Below are 16,252 nucleotides of genomic sequence, written 5' to 3'. Positions count from 1 at the left end.
ATGAGTCTGGGCATGGCCGCCGGTCAGGATGCCATTTTCTCTCTGGCCCGCAGCGGCCAGCAGGCGAGGGGCTCGTAGCGCACCCCGTCCGGGGTGGAGAGGGATTGATAGAGGCAGAAGCGGTCGGCCTGCAGCACGAAATCGGGGGCGGGCAGCAGCGCCGGCGGTTCGCTCGCCTTGCGCGACAGGGTGATGTGGGGGCGATAACCTTGCTCGCCGTTGCCAAGTCCCAGCTTCTCGCCGTGGCGACGCAGCGCCCTGGCCAGCACGGTGAGCTCGTTGGGCCACTCCGTCGGGCCGACCCAGGCGGCCTTGGCGCGGCCGAACCAGCCAGTTTCATTAAGCGCTATGGTGAGCGGCGGGCAGTGCTGGCGCTCGACGGCGGCCATCAGGCGGGTGGTGGTGAGCTGATCCGCTTCGCCGAGGAAGGCCAGCGTCAGGTGGAGATTGGCGGCGGGCACCGGTTGACCCGGCCAGGGCAGTTGGTCGCGCCAGGCGACGAGATCGGGTGCCAGCGCCTCGGCGGGCAGGGCAAAGAAGAGTTTGGCCATTCGGGTGAGCATGCCTCTTTCACGCAGACAGGGTGGCCCATTCTAGGGCAGCCACTGCATCCTGTCTCGCCGGCCGACATCCGCTCACGGTGGCCAGCCTGGCTGTGGCAGAATAGGCGCCGCTTTACGACTTGCAACAAGAAGGTGCAGATCCCTTTGTCTTCCCTCCCCATAGTGTCGGTGCTGCCCGCACTCTTTGCCGCCATCGACAACCATGCCAGCGTGATCCTGCAGGCGCCGCCCGGCGCGGGCAAATCGACCCTGCTGCCGCTGGAGCTGGTACGCCAAAACCGGCTGCCCGGCCGCATCATCATGCTGGAGCCCAGACGTCTGGCGGCGCGCAACATCGCCGGCTTTCTGGCGCGCCAGCTCGGGGAGAAGGTGGGCGAGCGCATCGGTCTGCGGGTGCGCGGCGAAAGCCGCACCAGCGCAGCCACCCGGCTCGAGATCGTTACCGAAGGGGTGCTGACCCGGATGCTGCAGCAGGATCCCGAGCTCACCGGCGTCTCCCTGGTCATCTTCGATGAGTTCCACGAGCGCAGCCTGCACGCCGATACCGCGCTGGCCTTCGCCATCGAGAGCCAGCAGGGATTGCGCGATGATCTCAAGCTCTTGGTGATGTCCGCCACCCTGGATGGCATGGCGCTGGAGCGGCTTTTGCCGGAGGCCCCGGTGGTTCGCTCCGAGGGGCGCGGTTTTCCCATCGACTACCACTATCGCCCCGCCAATCGCCAGCAGTGGCTGGAGCCCCAGGTCGGCGCCGTGGTGCTGGAGGCGCTGGCCGCCCACGCCGGCAGCCTGCTGGTGTTCCTGCCGGGCCAGGGGGAGATCGAGCGGCTGGCGCAGTGGCTGGAAGGGCGGCTGCCGGACGAGGTGACCCTCGCCCCCCTCTACGGCCGCCTCGACATGGCGGCCCAGCAGGCGGCCATCGAGCCGGCACCTGCGGGGCGCCGTAAGCTGGTGCTCACCACCAATGTGGCGGAGACCTCGCTCACCATCGAGGGGATCTCAGTGGTGGTCGACAGCGGGCTGGAGCGGCGCGCCTCCTTCGACATCAAGAGCGGCGTCACCCGGCTGGAGACCCGCCCCATCGCCAAAGCCTCCGCCACCCAGCGGGCGGGCCGCGCCGGTCGTCTCGGCCCCGGTGTCTGCTACCGGCTCTGGAGCAGCGAGGTGCAGGAGCGCCTCGCCGAGCAGAGCCCGCCGGACATCCTCACCCAGGAGCTGACCGGTCTGTTGCTGGACGCCGCCCAGTGGGGGGCCAAGGTCGAAGAGCTGCCGCTGCTGGACATGCCGCCGGCCGCCGCCGTGGCCAGCGCCCAGCGGCTGCTGGTGGCCCTCGGTGCCATGAAGCCGGAGGGTGAGCAACAACTTACCCCGGCCGGCCGCGCCATGGCGGCCTTCGGTACCCATCCCCGGCTTGCCCGCATGCTGCTGCGTGCGCGCGAGCTGGAGACGGAGGGTCTGACAGGGATTGTCGCCGATGCGGCTTTCCTGGTGGCGCTGCTGGAAGAAGATCTGCGAGGATCGGAGCGCCTCTCCGTGTTGTTCCACCGCCGCCAGGGGGCCCTGCGCCAGAGTGCGGCGCGCTGGTTCGAGCGGCTCGGCGCCCGCCCCGCCAGTGCGCAGGGGCAATGGTTGGGGCTGCTGTGCGCCCTCGCCTGGCCCGATCGCATCGGTAAACTGCGCAGCGGCAGCCGCTATCAGCTCAGTGGCGGGGTGAGCTGCGATCTGGTAGAAGGTCACCCTTGTCAGGGGCAGGGGGCGCTCATTGCCATCGAGATGGGCCAGAACGAGCGTGGCAGCCGCATCTTCATCGCCGAGCCGGTGGAGCTGGATGAGCTGGTGCGCCAGCTGCCCGAGCTGGTGAGCGAGCGCCAGTGGTTCGACTGGGACGAGCGTGAGGAGCGGGTGCGGGCCGAACGCCAGCAGGTGCTCGGCGAGCTGGTGCTGAGCCAGCGGCCGCTGACCGATCTCTCCGATGAACAGAAGGGGCGCTGCCTGCTGCAGGGCATCCGGCGCAAGGGGCTGCATGTGCTGCCCTGGGATGACGCCAGCGAGGGGCTGCTGGCCCGGTTGCGTTGCGCCCGTGACTGGTTGCCCGACGAAGGGTGGCCGGCCATGGACGAGGCGAGCCTGCTGGCCGACCTGGAGCAGTGGCTGCTGCCGGCGGTGAGCGGCATGACCCGGTTGGAGCAGTTGAAAAAGCTCGATATGAGCGACATCCTGCGCCAGTCTCTGCCCTGGCCATTACCTAAGCGGCTGGACGAGGCGCTACCTGGCCACTTTAGCGCGCCGACCGGCAGCCGGGTGCGGATCCGCTATCAGCCGGGTCAGGCGCCGGTGATCCCGGTGCGCATCCAGGAGATGTTCGGCCAGGCTGCGACCCCGTGCGTGGCCGATGGCCGGGTGGCGCTGGTGGTGGAGCTGCTCTCCCCGGCTCAGCGGCCGCTGCAGATCACCGCCGATCTGGCCGCTTTCTGGGCCGGCTCCTACGAGCTGGTGAAAAAAGAGATGAAGGGACGTTACCCCCGCCACTACTGGCCGGACAATCCGCTGGAAGCGATGCCGACCAGGGTCACCAAGAAGAAGATGGGATTGTAGGTTCGATTGGCCAAGTCTGATCGGACGTTCGCGAATGCGACATAACAAGTAGAAAGGAAAGCAAAGAGGATTTATGGCAACGCAACGACGCAAGCGCACCCCCAAGAAGGCGGCGCCCAAACGCACCATCTGGCGCACGCTGTTCTGGCTGGGCTTCAAGCTCTCCCTGGTGGGAGCGGCCTTCATGGTGGTGTTTGGCATCTACCTCGATACCAAGGTGCGTGAACGCTTCGACGGCGAGAAGTGGCAGTTGCCGGTGATGGTCTACAGCCGGCCGCTGGAACTCTATCCCAGCCAGCGCCTCTCCCAGGCCCAGATGCTGCGCGAGCTCAACATGCTGAGCTACAAGCAGGTGCGCCAGCCCCATACCCCGGGCGAGTATGCAGTGAGCGGCAACCGCATCGAGCTTATCCGCCGGCCATTCGAATTCCATGACGGGGCCGATGCCGCCCGCGGCCTGCGCCTCACCTTCAACGGTGCGCGGCTGGAGGGGATCCAGTCGCTCGAGAACCAGCGTCAGCTCGGCTACGCCCAGATGGACCCGGTGCTGCTCGATCGCCTCAACACCGAGGATCGGGAGGACCGTCTGCTGGTGCGCATCGCCGAGGTGCCGGACAGCCTGCTGATCACCCTGCTCACCACCGAGGATCGCGACTTCTACCAGCACGGCGGCGTCTCGCCGGTGGCCATCATGCGCGCCATGGCGGCCAACCTGCTGGCGGGTCGCACCGTGCAGGGCGGCAGTACCCTGACCCAGCAGCTGGCCAAGAACTTCTTCCTGACCCGGGAGCGCAGCCTGTGGCGCAAGGCGCAGGAAGCCTACATGGCGGTGCTGATCGACTATCGCTACAGCAAGGACGAGATCCTGGAGGCCTATCTCAACGAGGTCTATCTGGGGCAGAACTTCTCCCAGGGGGTCTATGGCTTCGGGCTTGCCTCCTACTTCTACTTCGGCATTCCGGTCAATGAGCTGGACATCGATCAGGTGGCCCTGCTGGTGGGCATGGTGAAGGGGCCCTCCTATTACGATCCCTGGCGTTTCCCGGAGCGGGCCAAGGCGCGCCGTGATCTGGTGCTCAAGCTGCTGATGGATCACGGCAGCCTGCAACCAGCCGAGTATGAGCTCGCCAGCAAGCAGCCGCTCGGCATCATTACCCGCGGTCAGATGAGCTATGGCCGCACCCCGGCCTTCATGGGCCTGCTCAAGCGGGAGATCCAGAGCCGCTTCGGTCCGGATCTGCTCAAGCAGTCCGGCCTCAAGATCTTCACCAGTCTGGATCCCATTGCCCAGCACGCCGCCGAGCAGGCGGTGGAGTCGGGTCTGGCCCAGATCGAGAAGCTGCGCGGCAAGAAGAAGCTCGAGGCGGCCATGGTGGTCTCCGACTGGCACAAGGGCGAGGTGGTGGCCATGGTGGGCGGCCGGGATCCGCGCTACGCCGGCTTCAACCGGGCGCTGGATGCCCGTCGCCAGATAGGCTCCCTGGTCAAGCCCGCGGTCTACCTGACCGGCCTCTCCAACGGCCTGACCCTGGGCACGCCGCTCAAGGACCAGCCGATCCGCATTCGCGGCAAGGATGGCCAGATCTGGACCCCGCAAAACTACGATCGCAAGTTCCGCCAGAGCGTGCCGCTGATGGATGCGCTGGCCAGCTCTCTCAACGTGCCGACCGTCAATCTGGGGCTGCAGGTGGGGCTGGACAAGGTGGTGGACACCCTGCACAAGCTGGGGGTGGAGCAGGAAATCCAGCCCTATCCCTCATTGGTGCTGGGGGCGGTGGCGCTCTCGCCGATGGAGGTGAACCAGATGTACCTGCCCATCGCCAACCAGGGGCTGACCCAGCCGCTGTCGGCGATCCGGGCGGTGGTCAACAGCGACGGCAGCAAGCTCTATCAGCATGACGAAGCAGCCAAGCGGGTGACCGATGAGCAGGCCAGCTGGCTGACCCTGTTTGCCATGACCAAGACGGTGAGCCAGGGCACGGCGCGCGCGCTCGGTGCCAAGTTCCCCGGCGCCACAATGGCGGCCAAGACGGGCACCACCAACGAGCTGCGCGACTCCTGGTTCACCGGGCTCGACAACAACGAGCTGGTCAGCATCTGGGTCGGTCGCGACGACAACACCCCGGCCGGCCTGACCGGTGCCAGCGGTGCCCTGCAGCTGTTCAGCGGCTACATGAGTCAGCGTGGGGTCAACAGCCTGGCCATGAACATGCCGCAAGGGGTGAGCTGGGCCAGCTTCTCCCGCGCCAGCGGCACCCGGGTCACCAGCGACTGCCCGGGCAGTCTGCAGGTGCCGGCCAAGCTGGCCGGGCTGGCCGAGCCCATGGGCTGCGCCAGCCCGGTGTCCAGCCCGGCCAATGCGCTGGACAACTGGTTCAACGGTTTCTTCAACTGACCGCAGCGGGCAGCTCAGGCTGCCCGCTTGCCCGGAGAGCTTATGTCACATCCCCTGTTCGATGCCATCCACCACGTGGCCATCATTGCCAGCGATTATGCGCGCTCGCGCCACTTCTACCATCAGGTGCTGGGGCTGCCCATCATCGCCGAGACGCTGCGCGAGGAGCGCCAGTCGTGGAAGCTGGATCTGGCGCTGCCGGACGGCAGCCAGCTGGAGCTGTTCAGCTTCCCGGCGCCACCGCCGCGCCCCTCCCGGCCGGAGGCGTGCGGCTTGCGCCACCTGGCCTTTCGAGTCGCTGAGCTCGACCGGGTCATCGCCCATCTGCAGGGCCATGGTATCGAGGTGGAGCCGGTGCGGGTGGATGAGCTGACCGGCAAGCGCTTTACCTTCTTCGCCGACCCCGACGGCTTGCCGCTGGAGCTCTACGAAGCGAGCCGCTGAGGCAGACTCGCCGTGAGCCCGCATTGCCCCATAAAGAGCAGAAGCCGCCCGGTTAGCCGGGCGGCTTCTTTCATGGTGAGCAGTGCGTGAGGGGCGATCAGGCGGTGGTGAGCAGGGTCACCGCGACGGCCATCACCAGCATGCCGACCCAGCCGATGGGTTTGAGTCGCTCGCCAAACAGCAGCAAGCCGCCGAGGGCGGTGCCCAGGATGCCGATGGCACCCCAGGTGGCATAGGCCACGGCCAGATCGATCTTGCCGGTGCTCACCGCTTCCGACAGCAGGGTGAAGGCACACAGCACCAGCAGGATGCCGAGAAATCCCCAGCCTTTGTGACGAAAACCAACCGAGCGGTTGATCGCCATGTTGGCGCCGATATCCAGCAGGGCCGCCCCCAGTACGATGATCAGCGGGTGCATACGGCCTCCTTGGCAGCGCCAAGGCTGCGAGTACTGCTGGTTCCTGCAGCCGGTTTGTCATGGGCTGTGGCAAGGTGGCGGAGGCTGCCGGTATCTGCGGCCGGTTTGTCATGGGCAGTACCAAGACGGCGGATGCTGCCGGTGCCTGTGGTCGGTTCGTCATGGGTTTCACCCATTGTCACCAGAACAATACCCACTATGGCCAGCGCCAGTCCGATCAACTCCTGAGCATTCAGGTGGTAGTCGAGGAACAGCACGGAGACGACGGTGATCAGCGCGATCCCCAGCCCCTCCCAGAGCGCGAAGGCAATACCAATGGAGATTGTTTTGGCGGCTTTGGCCAACAACAGATAGGAGAAGGAGATGAGCAGCCACATCGGCAGATAGTTGAGCCAGCCGGCCTCGTTCTCCGGGATCATGGCCATGCTGGAGGTCCCCGCTACCTCGGTCAGGATGGCGCCCGTCAGGAAGATGCGGGCCAGGAGCATGCGATTGAATAACATAAAATGTCCTTTTGTTACTGCGACGGGACCATGATAGCCGCAGCTCGCTCAGGCGGCAGAATCGCTGAGCGTCGACAATTCAGACGCTGACGGTTTGCCTTGCTAGAAGGGGGCAAGGTAAGGTGAATATCGGATACCCTGCTCACGACCCAGATCATGAAGCTCTACCAGATACAACTCTTTGTGGAATCAGCCAGCAGTGGCTCCATTGCCAATACGGCACGCCGGCTTGGCAAGAGTCGCAGCGCAGTCAGCACGGCGATAGCGGCGCTGGAGGTTGAGCTTGGCGTCGAACTTTTTGAACGAGGTGCCAACCAGAGCCGATTGACCGAAATCGGCGAGCAGGTGCTGGATGACTGCAAGCGGCTGCTGCAGGCCGCCAACAGCCTCAAGCTCAAGTGCGAACACTACGCCTCCGGCGCCGAGGTGGCGCTGCGGGTGGCGCGGGATGACGCCATTCCCGAGGCGGTGTGGCGAGAGATGCTGGGGGCGCTGCGCCACCAGTTTCCCGGCACCAGCATCTCGCTGGTGCTGGCCTCGCCGCCGGAGCTGCCCGCGCTGGTGGAGGAGGGGTTTGTCGATGCCGCCTTCGGCCTCATCACCGAGGAGCAGGAGCGCAGCGGCCTCAACATCGAGGTGCTCAACCCGATCCGCACCCTGATGGTGGTGGCCCCGAGCCACCCGCTGGCGAGTCTGAAGCGGGTATTGCAGCAGGATCTGACTGGCCATACCCAGGTCACCCTCTCCTATGTGGATGAATTTTCGGTCAAGAGCCTGCTGCCCATCGGCGGCCACCACATCGGATTGTCGAGCTTCGAGCTGATGCGCGATGCGGTGCTCGACGGCCTCGGCTGGGCCGTGCTGCCGTCGCCGCTGATCCAGAGCCAGCTGCGGCAAGGGGAGCTGCTGACTTTGAAGCACAAGTTCAGCCTGCAGTGGCGCGACTACGGCGTCTATCTGTCGGAAAATGCCTACCACGGCAAGGTGTTGGCGTGGCTGAGGAAGGCAATCCAGGCCTATCTCGAACCGTTCGAATAAGCCGGCCGGCGCCGGGCGGGCATGAGGGGGGCAAGTGCAGGGGCTTGTGATCCATCACTGCCTGATGGTACATACTGTCAGTACCCTCATGCAGCGCCTGGAGGCGTGAACGATATGAGCAGTGCCCAAGACAAGGACGAGCTCTGGCTGGATGACGACATCATCGAGCTGGATGACGATGAGGCCGTGGTGACCAAGGCGATCAACCCCTGGCAGGTGCTGATCGTGGATGACGAGCCGGACATTCATCATGCCACCCGGCTGGCACTTTCCAACATTCAGTACAAATCCCGCCCGCTTGAACTGCTCAACGCCTACAGCGGCGCCGAAGCGGCCCGCATGCTGCTGGCCAATCCGCGCATCGCCCTGATCCTGCTGGACGTGGTGATGGAGACCGAAGATGCCGGCCTGCGGCTGGTGCACCAGATCCGCAACGAGATGCATAACAGCCTGGTGCGCATCGTGCTGCGCACCGGCCAACCGGGGCAGGCCCCGGAGCAGCGGGTGATCCTCGACTACGACATCAACGACTACAAGACCAAGACCGAGCTGACGGTGCAGAAGCTCTATACCACCGTCATTGCCTCCCTGCGCTCCTACGAGACCCTCTGCGCCATCGACAAGAGCCGGCAGGGGCTCGGCAAGATACTGGAGGGGGCGGGGGATCTCTATCATCTGCACTCGCTGCGGGAATTTGCCTCCGGCGTGCTCAAGCAGATCAGCGCCATTCTCGACGTGGGCACCGAAGGCGCCATCTGCGCCGAACGCCGCCCCGGCTCGCAGGAGCTGGAGATCCTGGCGGCCACCGGCGACTATGAATCCCTGCTGAGCGATGTGCCGCTCAGCGCCTTCCCGGCCCTGCACGACTCGGTGATGAGTGCGCTCGCCAATCGCTGCAACCGCTTCGAGCATCCCCAGGATGCGCTCTATATCGCGGCCCAGAACGGGCGCGAGTTCGTGCTCAATTTCACCCCCACCCAGCCGCTCGACCCGCTCGAGTGCGATCTGCTGGACGTGTTCTGCCAGCGGATCTCGGCGGCGTACGACAACCTCTATCTCTACAACCAGCTGCTGCGTGCCCAGGAGGCGACCGTGGTGGCGCTGGCGGCGCTGGCGGAGTTCCGCGATTCGGATACCGGCGATCACGTGCTGCGGGTGCAGAAGCTCTCCGATGCCATCGTGGCCGAGCTGCAGCAGGCGGGGGCCTATCCCGACGAGCTGACGCCGGGTTTCGTCGACATGATCGGCATGGCCAGCATACTGCACGACGTGGGCAAGGTGGGCACGCCGGACCACATCTTGCACAAGCCGGGCCGGTTCGAACCGGATGAGCGGCTCATCATGGAGCAGCACGCGGACATCGGTGCCAGCATATTGCACAAGGCGGGGGAGATGGTGGAGGGCACCAGCTATCTGTCTCTGGGGGCCGAGATTGCTCGCGGCCATCATGAACACTTCGATGGCAAGGGTTACCCGGAGCAGCTGGCCGGCCAGCAGATCCCGCTGTCGGCCCGCATCGTGGCCGTGGTCGACGTGTTCGATGCCCTGCTCAGCAAGCGGCCCTACAAGGAGCCCTGGTCACTGGCCCAGACCATGGAATATATCCTGTCACGCTCCGGCAGCCAGTTCGATCCCCAGGTGGTGCAGGCGCTCCAGCGTTTGGTGAGCCAGTCGCGGCTGCCATACGAGCTGTGACACCGAACGGAAACAACAAAGGGGCCAACGGCCCCTTTGTTGTTTCTGGCTGCCTGCGCCACCGGGTCGATCTCGTCAGCGCGGCGCGTAGCGTGTGCGGGGCTGCTGCCGGCGAAACGGCAGCAATACCAGGCTGAGCAGCAGATCGCCAAGCAGGGCTGCGAGCAGGCCTGCCGCCATGCCGCAGACGATGGCGGCCTGCTTGAGCGGCACCACGTAGCTGTAGTTTTGCAGGGTATCCTGCCAGAGCTGGGGCTCGGCGCGCAGCAGCAGGTGGGAGAGTTGCCGGTACCAGGGATGGTGCTTGTAGACGCTCTCCTGCTGCAGGGTCTGGCGCTGGCTGACCAGCAGCTGCAGGCTGGCGGCATCCTTGGCGAATACCGGATCCGGATTGGTGCGGTAGTGGTTGACCAGGGCCGTCAGATCGCCGTTGAAATGCTGGTCCGCCGTCTCCTGAAAGGGGGCCAGGCTGAGGCTGGCCTGCTGCAGGCGGGCATCCAGCCGCTGGTAGTAGAGGTCGATCAGACCCGGGATCTGCACGCCGGCCAGCAGGCCCAGGGCAAACAGCATCATCCGAAGGTAGCTGCGCATAGCTCTCGTCATCTCGCGAAATAGAGGGACTCCATACTAGCCGCAAGGCTGCAACAGGCCAAGCCGGCAGGGGACGCGCCGGCTTTCCGGATAGTGGACATGACCCTTTCCTCCCTCGTTTGTGTGATTCACGTCACGCTTTTTATGCTTTAAAATACGGCCCCATTTTTCGGGGAGGAGAGTCCGTATGCGCAAATTTATACCCTGTTATCTGTTGGGTGGTCTCATCGCCATCAGTTGGGCCGCTCTGCCCGATCACGGCCCCTGGGATCAGTGGGATCTCGCTGTCTTCCATCTGGTCAATGGCTGGCTGGGTCAGGCCCAGTGGTGGGCCGATCTGGTGGCCGTGACCAACAACCGGCTGTTCGATCTGGCGGTACTCTCCTGCATGGGGCTGATCCTCTCTCGCTGCTTCTGGTGTGCGGACGATCAGGGACGCCGCCGGCTGGTGGCCATGGGGCTCGTCATGCTGCTGGGGGCCCTGGTGATCAACCAGTTCGGTCATCTGCTGCCGGTCAGCCGGCCGAGCCCGACCCTGACGGTGACGGACGCGCTGCGGGTGACCCAGCTCAGCGGGATCCCGACCAAGGACTCCTCCAGCGACAGTTTTCCCGGCGATCACGCCCTGTTCCTGATGATCTTCGCCGGCTTTGCCCTACGCCATCTACCGCGCTGGGCCGGGGTGACCGCGCTGCTGATGGTGCCGTTGTTCTCGGCGCCCCGCATTCTCTCTGGTGCTCACTGGCTGACGGATGTCTATGTGGGGGCCCTGTCGCTGACCCTGCTCTGTCTGCCGCTGCTGCTGTTGACCGGGCTGTCGGATGCGCTGATCGGCTGGATCGCCCGGCGACTGCCACGCCTGCCGGGCTGGCAGTGGCTGGCGGGCAAAACGCCGGCGAGTCAGCAATAAAAAAAGAAGGTCGGTGCATACCGGCCTTCTTTTTGGCTACTTCCCGCCGGTGACTGTGGTCGTCGCGAAATGACCATGACTACCACCGGTGGCCCCAGGCCTGCTGGCCCTCATAGACAAGTATTAGCAGATTCGTTCGGGCGTGCTCGTCATGACTTTCTCCAGATAATCGTTTGCATGGGCTGAATGCTTGATCCTGACCAAGATTTTTTATTTTTGCTGCCTTAGAATCGCCGCCCGTTGCTGGAGAACTCTGTATGTTAATTAATCTTTTGCGCCTGATATTCATCATCTGCGCCCTGGTGTTCATCTTCATGCTGGTACGGGCCTGGTGGCACAAACGGCAACAGGGGGCGCTGGAATCGACCCCCTTCTGGCCGGTGGCGGCCATCGGTTTTGTCGCCAATTTTCTCGATACTCTAGGGGTTGGCAGCTTCGCGGTGAAGACCGCCTGCTACAAGCAGTTCAAGCTGATCGACGACCGGCTGTTGCCGGGCACCCTCAACGGCCAGTGCGTGTTGCCGACGGTCACCCAGTCGCTGATCTTCATCGGTGCCGTGCAGGTGGATCCGCTCACCCTCATCGGCATGATGGTGGCCGCGGCCGCCGGGGCTGCCTGGGGGGCGCGCCACGTCGCCTCGTTCGATCGCCAGACCATCCGGCTGGTGATGGCGGTCTCCCTGCTGGTGGTGGCCGGCCTCATCTTTGCGGGCCTGCTGGGGCTGTTCCCCCTCGGTGGCGATGCCATGGGGCTGACCGGTTACAAGCTCGGGATCGCGCTGCTCGGCAACTTCATCTTCGGCGTGCTGATGAACGTGGGCATCGGCCTGTTCGCCCCCTGCATGACCCTGGTCTATCTGCTCGGCATGAATCCGCTGGCGGCGTTTCCCATCATGATGGGCTCTACCGCCGTACTCAGCGTCTTCTCGGCGGGCACCTTCATCCGCAAGGGGGCCTTCGACGCCAAGGCGGTGCTGGCGGTGGCCATCTTCGGCCCTGTCGGCGTGGTGCTGGCGGCCATGCTGGTCAAATCCATGGACATGGCGATGCTCAAATGGCTGGTGGCCTTCATCGTCATCTATACCTCCTGGACCATGTACGCTTCCTGGCGGGCGGCGCGGCGGGAACTGCAACCCCGGCTGGCAGGCGTCACTGGTTAGCCTGTACGGCGCGTGTCGGCGCTGGCAGGTGATTGCAGGCCTTTGGCGTTATCTATACCTCCTGGACCAGGTACGTTTCTTGGCGGGCGGCGCGGCGGGCGCCACAACCCCGGCTGGCAGAGGTCGCAGGCTTGCCTGCACCAGCGCCGCTTCGGCCCTGGCCCCCAGAAACACATAGAGGCCGAGGGCCAGCAGCAGCCCCACGGCGCACCCCATCACACCCACCGCCGGCCAGAGCAGTTCGCTCTGGCCGAGTGACCCTTTGAACAGCAACAACAACCCCTCGATGGAGACCGCGATCAAGATGGCGGCGATGAAGCGGGTAATGGTGCGGCGAATGGCGCTGTGGCGAAAGATGTCCTTATGCAGCAGCACTTCCTCTTCCAGAATGGTCTTGCCCAGATCGAATACCGCCAGCGCCAGGGTCAGAAAGATGATGGCGCTGAAGGCCCCCAGCCGGTTCTGCTGCGCCCCGCACAGCAGCAGATAGAGCTGCTCCAGCCCGTGCCAGATGAGCGTCGCGACGATCAGAAACAGCGCCAGACTCAGCACCACATAAACCCCCTTGAACCAGGGCATGGCCCGGCGTCGCTCCCTGTCTCCCATCAGCCAGGCGATGAGCTGGTTCAGGCAGAGGGTCAGCTCACGGCCCTGGCCTCTCACGATTAGATGCAAACGGGCTTGCGGCGCTGGCACCGGTGGCAGGATCCCGAGCGGTTCCCGGCTGGGTACCTGGTTCAGGATGAAGGGATAACTGCTGAGTGAATCGGGCGATGCCGTGAGCAGTCCCAGTAGCAGGGGGGCCAGTTCGGCTTCGTACTCCTGATAGCGCCGCAGCACATCGATGGGGCTCATTTCCGCCATATATACCTCGCTCAAACGGGCTTGCATTCAACTTGCAGGGTGCAAATTGTGGGCCCGTTTTATGACGGACAGAGGGGCGGGATATGCACCGTTTGGTGACAGAGCCGCACCGCTTGCACAAATGCTGCACCAACATCGGGCGTACCGAGGTCGGCCGAAGGGCGCCGAAGCTGCAATGAAAAAGGGCCCGTGAAGGGCCCTTTTGCGACACGCGACGGCTTAGCCGGCCAGCTTGGCGAAGCTGCGTTCGGCGGCGGCCAGGGTGTGTTCAATCTCCTTGTCGCCGTGCGCCAGCGACAGGAACCCGGCCTCGTAGGCACTTGGCGCCAGGTAGACGCCCTCTTCCAGCATCAGGTGATAGAAGCGCTTGAAGCGTTCCATGTCGCAGCGGGTCACCTGCTCGTAGCATGTGACCTCGGTCTCGTCGGTGAAGAAGAAGCCGAACATGCCGCCCACGTAGTTGATGGCAAGCGGGATGCCGTGCTTGGCGGCAGCGGCTTTGAGCCCTTCTGCCACACGAGCGGTCTTGGCGCTCAGCTGTTCATAGAGGCCCGGCTCCAGCAGCAGATCCAGCATGGTGAGGCCGGCAGCCATGGCCACCGGGTTGCCGGAGAGGGTGCCGGCCTGATAGACCGGGCCGGTCGGGGCGATGTGCTGCATCACCTTCTTCTTGCCGCCGAAGGCACCGACCGGCATGCCGGCACCGATGATCTTGCCGAGGGTGGTGAGATCCGGGTCGATGTTGTAGTGGCCCTGGGCGCCGCGCAGGGAGACGCGGAAGCCGGTCATCACCTCATCCAGGATCAGCAGGGCGCCAAACTCGTCACAGATGGCGCGCAGCCCTTCCAGAAAGCCGGGTACCGGCGGGATGCAGTTCATGTTGCCGGCCACAGGCTCGACGATGATGCAGGCGATCTCGCTGCCGTACTGGCTGAAGGCTTCGCGCACCGAGTCCAGATCGTTGAACACGCAGGTCAGGGTGTGCTTGGCAAAGTCGGCCGGGACGCCCGGGCTGTTGGGCTGACCCAGGGTCAGCGCGCCGGAGCCGGCCTTGACCAGCAGGGAGTCGGCGTGACCGTGGTAGCAGCCTTCGAATTTGACGATCTTGTCGCGACCGGTGTAGCCGCGGGCCAGCCGGATGGCGCTCATGGTCGCCTCGGTGCCGGAGTTGACCATCCGGACCTGCTCCATGGAGGGGACGATCTGGCGCACCTTCTCGGCCATCAGCACTTCGATCTCGGTCGGCGCGCCGTAGCTCAACCCTTTCTCCACCGCCTTGATGACGGCGGCCTTGATGGCCGGGTGATTGTGACCCAGCAGCATGGGGCCCCAGGAGCCGATGTAATCCACATAGGCCTGGCCATCCACGTCATAGAGGTAGGCGCCATCGGCGTGATCGATGAAGCGGGGTGTGCCGCCGACCCCATTGAAGGCGCGGACCGGTGAGTTGACGCCGCCCGGAATGGTCTGGCGGGCCTGTTCAAACAGCTGATCTGATTTTGACATGGATCATCCTTAATGGGATTTTGGTCGTCACACAGGCGCAGGTGGCCGATTGCGGCTCGGCAGTCAGGGGACGCTGGAGTATGCTTGCGCTCTTGACCCCGGCCAAGGACTGCCCCGTGTTAAATGAAACGGGCCGACTATAGCAGAAAGGCCCGGTGCTGGGCAGCCGGACAGCAGGCCGGATGATCGTCACCTCCGTCAGCAAACGAATGTGGTTTTTTCATGTCGCAACAAGCTCTCTCCTCCTCCGAACCGCTCTCGCCTCCCCGCGGCCCCGTCCTGCGGCGGATCATTCATCAAGACAAGATGCCCCTGCTGGTGCTGCTGTTGGCGGCGCTGGTCGGCACCCTGGCCGGGCTGGTCTGCGGACTGTTCGAGTCCGGCGTGCACTGGCTGGCACAGCAGCGTATCGACCTGCTGGCCGATCGCCCCTGGTGGCAGCTCGGCTTGCTCGGCTTTGGTTTCAGCGCCTTGCTGGGTTGCATTGGCTATTTCCTGACCCATACCTTTGCGCCGGAGGCGGGAGGTTCCGGCATTCCCGAGATTGAGGGGGCCATGGACGAGTTGCGCCCGGTACGCTGGTGGCGGGTGTTGCCGGTCAAGTTCTTCGGCGGTATCTGCACCCTGAGCTCCGGCATGGTGCTGGGGCGGGAAGGACCGTCGGTGCAGATCGGCGGCAACCTCGGCAAGATGGTGGCAGATATCTTCCGGCTGCCGAAGGAGCATGGCCACGCCCTGCTGGCAGCCGGGGCGGCGGGCGGTCTGGCCGCGGCCTTTAATGCGCCGCTGGCGGGGATCCTGTTCGTGATGGAGGAGATGCGCCCGCAGTTTCGCTACTCCTTTCTGGCCATCAAGGCGGTGGGCATCTCCGCCATCATGGCAACCCTGATGCTGCAGAACATGAAGGGGCAGGGGGCGGTGATCAGCTTGCCTCACTACGATGCGCCGGCCCTCAGGGCGCTCTGGCTGTTCCTCTTCATGGGGGCCGCTTTCGGCGTGCTGGGTTTTGTCTTCAACAAGCTGGTGCTGGCCTGTCAGGATGGTTATCTGGCGCTGCATCAAAACAAGCGCCACCGTTTCGTGGCCATCGGGACACTGGTGGCGGGGACCTTCGGCGTGCTGTCGCTGGTTGCCCCGGCGGTGACCGGCGGCGGTACCGAGCTCATCCCCCATCTGATGGGCGGGGAGTATGCAATAGCCACCCTGTTCCTCATCTTCTCCATCCGGTTGGTGGCCACCCTGGTCTGTTTCTGCTCCGGCGCACCGGGCGGGGTGTTTGCCCCGACCCTGGCGCTGGGCACCCTGTTCGGGGTGGTGTTTGGCCACCTGTTTCATGCGGCCTTCCCGGAGCTGGGCATCGAACCCGGCGCCTTTGCCATTGCCGGTATGGGCGCGCTGTTTGCCGCCACCGTGCGTGCCCCCATCACGGGGATCGTGCTGGTGACCGAGATGACCGACAACTATCAGCTGATCCTGCCCATGATGATCACCACGGTCGGTGCGACCCTGGTGGCGCAGTGGTTGGGGGGCCGCCCGATTTATTCCCAGATCCTCGAGCGAACTTTACGGCTCG

At 64.7% G+C, this 16,252-nt stretch carries 13 protein-coding genes and 1 pseudogene (1 of these 14 running past the window's edge); 8 read left to right on the top strand and 6 right to left on the bottom strand.

Translation table 11 applies throughout. The features are described 5' to 3' along the window. Positions 1-23: 23 nt before the first annotated feature. On the bottom strand, positions 24-551 hold the full coding sequence (gene thpR, locus E5E96_RS03125) for an RNA 2',3'-cyclic phosphodiesterase (RefSeq protein WP_045790981.1): 528 nt from the start codon (positions 549-551) through the stop codon (positions 24-26). Between the two features lie 156 nt (positions 552-707). On the opposite strand from thpR, the gene hrpB reads away from it, so the two are divergent. The 3 genes from hrpB to E5E96_RS03110 all read left to right on the top strand — a co-directional run bounded on the left by hrpB (position 708) and on the right by E5E96_RS03110 (position 5,994). Then, the gene (gene hrpB, locus E5E96_RS03120; RefSeq protein ID WP_171281533.1) at positions 708-3,155 is read left to right on the top strand and encodes an ATP-dependent helicase HrpB; all 2,448 of its coding nucleotides are present in this window, start codon (positions 708-710) and stop codon (positions 3,153-3,155) included. A gap of 73 nt (positions 3,156-3,228) precedes the next feature. Beyond that, positions 3,229-5,550, top strand: coding sequence for a penicillin-binding protein 1B (gene mrcB, locus E5E96_RS03115; protein WP_016351880.1), 2,322 nt, complete (start codon positions 3,229-3,231; stop codon positions 5,548-5,550). A 42-nt stretch (positions 5,551-5,592) separates the two neighbouring features. Then, on the top strand, positions 5,593-5,994 hold the full coding sequence (locus tag E5E96_RS03110; protein WP_073351598.1) for a VOC family protein: 402 nt from the start codon (positions 5,593-5,595) through the stop codon (positions 5,992-5,994). 97 nt (positions 5,995-6,091) lie between these two features. Here E5E96_RS03110 and E5E96_RS03105 read toward each other — a convergent pair whose 3' ends face one another. Further along, positions 6,092-6,412 carry an SMR family transporter gene (locus E5E96_RS03105; protein WP_011707272.1) on the bottom strand — a complete coding sequence of 107 codons (321 nt, stop codon included), beginning with the start codon at positions 6,410-6,412 and terminating at the stop codon, positions 6,092-6,094. Between the two features lie 152 nt (positions 6,413-6,564). Beyond that, positions 6,565-6,915, bottom strand: a pseudogene (locus E5E96_RS03100) (SMR family transporter); the annotation flags it as partial. 156 nt (positions 6,916-7,071) lie between these two features. On the opposite strand from E5E96_RS03100, the gene E5E96_RS03095 reads away from it, so the two are divergent. Beyond that, positions 7,072-7,953, top strand: coding sequence for a LysR family transcriptional regulator (locus E5E96_RS03095; RefSeq protein ID WP_011707270.1), 882 nt, complete (start codon positions 7,072-7,074; stop codon positions 7,951-7,953). A 114-nt stretch (positions 7,954-8,067) separates the two neighbouring features. Beyond that, positions 8,068-9,648, top strand: a complete 1,581-nt coding sequence (locus E5E96_RS03090) for a response regulator (protein WP_045789066.1) — start codon at positions 8,068-8,070, stop codon at positions 9,646-9,648. Between the two features lie 75 nt (positions 9,649-9,723). Here the strand turns inward: E5E96_RS03090 and E5E96_RS03085 are convergent, their stop codons facing one another. Further along, positions 9,724-10,251 (bottom strand): DUF2937 family protein, encoded by a 528-nt coding sequence (locus E5E96_RS03085; protein ID WP_043168760.1) that lies wholly within the window; start codon positions 10,249-10,251, stop codon positions 9,724-9,726. A gap of 175 nt (positions 10,252-10,426) precedes the next feature. Between E5E96_RS03085 and E5E96_RS03080 the strand changes: the two genes are divergently transcribed. Continuing rightward, entirely contained in the window at positions 10,427-11,149 is a 723-nt protein-coding gene (locus tag E5E96_RS03080) for a phosphatase PAP2 family protein (RefSeq protein ID WP_024945738.1), read from the top strand. A 257-nt stretch (positions 11,150-11,406) separates the two neighbouring features. Then, on the top strand, positions 11,407-12,309 hold the full coding sequence (locus tag E5E96_RS03075) for a sulfite exporter TauE/SafE family protein (RefSeq protein WP_060390763.1): 903 nt from the start codon (positions 11,407-11,409) through the stop codon (positions 12,307-12,309). Between the two features lie 48 nt (positions 12,310-12,357). Here E5E96_RS03075 and E5E96_RS03070 read toward each other — a convergent pair whose 3' ends face one another. Next, positions 12,358-13,173, bottom strand: coding sequence for a hypothetical protein (locus E5E96_RS03070; RefSeq protein WP_171281531.1), 816 nt, complete (start codon positions 13,171-13,173; stop codon positions 12,358-12,360). 219 nt (positions 13,174-13,392) lie between these two features. Beyond that, positions 13,393-14,679, bottom strand: coding sequence for a glutamate-1-semialdehyde 2,1-aminomutase (gene hemL, locus E5E96_RS03065; protein ID WP_171281530.1), 1,287 nt, complete (start codon positions 14,677-14,679; stop codon positions 13,393-13,395). 222 nt (positions 14,680-14,901) lie between these two features. Between hemL and clcA the strand changes: the two genes are divergently transcribed. Continuing rightward, positions 14,902-16,252, top strand: the 5' portion of a protein-coding gene (gene clcA, locus E5E96_RS03060; protein ID WP_171281529.1) for a H(+)/Cl(-) exchange transporter ClcA. 44 nt of this gene lie beyond the right edge of the window; the window shows 1,351 of its 1,395 coding nt (coding positions 1-1,351); it begins with the start codon at positions 14,902-14,904; its stop codon lies beyond the right edge, outside the window.

The organism is Aeromonas sp. 1805 (assembly GCF_013085525.1).
GTDB classification, from domain to species: domain Bacteria; phylum Pseudomonadota; class Gammaproteobacteria; order Enterobacterales; family Aeromonadaceae; genus Aeromonas; species Aeromonas hydrophila.
The sequence above is the reverse complement of the archived record's forward strand: the minus strand, read 5'-3'. Positions and strand labels throughout refer to the sequence as shown.

Bases quoted from the DNA above. Each gene is read 5' to 3' on its own strand.
- E5E96_RS03090 (WP_045789066.1), top strand. From the start codon at position 8,068: ATGAGCAGTGCCCAAGACAAGGACGAGCTCTGGCTGGATGACGACATC.
- E5E96_RS03070 (WP_171281531.1), bottom strand. From the start codon at position 13,173: ATGGCGGAAATGAGCCCCATCGATGTGCTGCGGCGCTATCAGGAGTAC.
- E5E96_RS03080 (WP_024945738.1), top strand. From the start codon at position 10,427: ATGCGCAAATTTATACCCTGTTATCTGTTGGGTGGTCTCATCGCCATC.
- E5E96_RS03095 (WP_011707270.1), top strand. From the start codon at position 7,072: ATGAAGCTCTACCAGATACAACTCTTTGTGGAATCAGCCAGCAGTGGC.
- hemL (WP_171281530.1), bottom strand. From the start codon at position 14,679: ATGTCAAAATCAGATCAGCTGTTTGAACAGGCCCGCCAGACCATTCCG.
- E5E96_RS03110 (WP_073351598.1), top strand. From the start codon at position 5,593: ATGTCACATCCCCTGTTCGATGCCATCCACCACGTGGCCATCATTGCC.
- E5E96_RS03105 (WP_011707272.1), bottom strand. From the start codon at position 6,412: ATGCACCCGCTGATCATCGTACTGGGGGCGGCCCTGCTGGATATCGGC.
- E5E96_RS03075 (WP_060390763.1), top strand. From the start codon at position 11,407: ATGTTAATTAATCTTTTGCGCCTGATATTCATCATCTGCGCCCTGGTG.
- mrcB (WP_016351880.1), top strand. From the start codon at position 3,229: ATGGCAACGCAACGACGCAAGCGCACCCCCAAGAAGGCGGCGCCCAAA.
- E5E96_RS03085 (WP_043168760.1), bottom strand. From the start codon at position 10,251: ATGACGAGAGCTATGCGCAGCTACCTTCGGATGATGCTGTTTGCCCTG.
- thpR (WP_045790981.1), bottom strand. From the start codon at position 551: ATGGCCAAACTCTTCTTTGCCCTGCCCGCCGAGGCGCTGGCACCCGAT.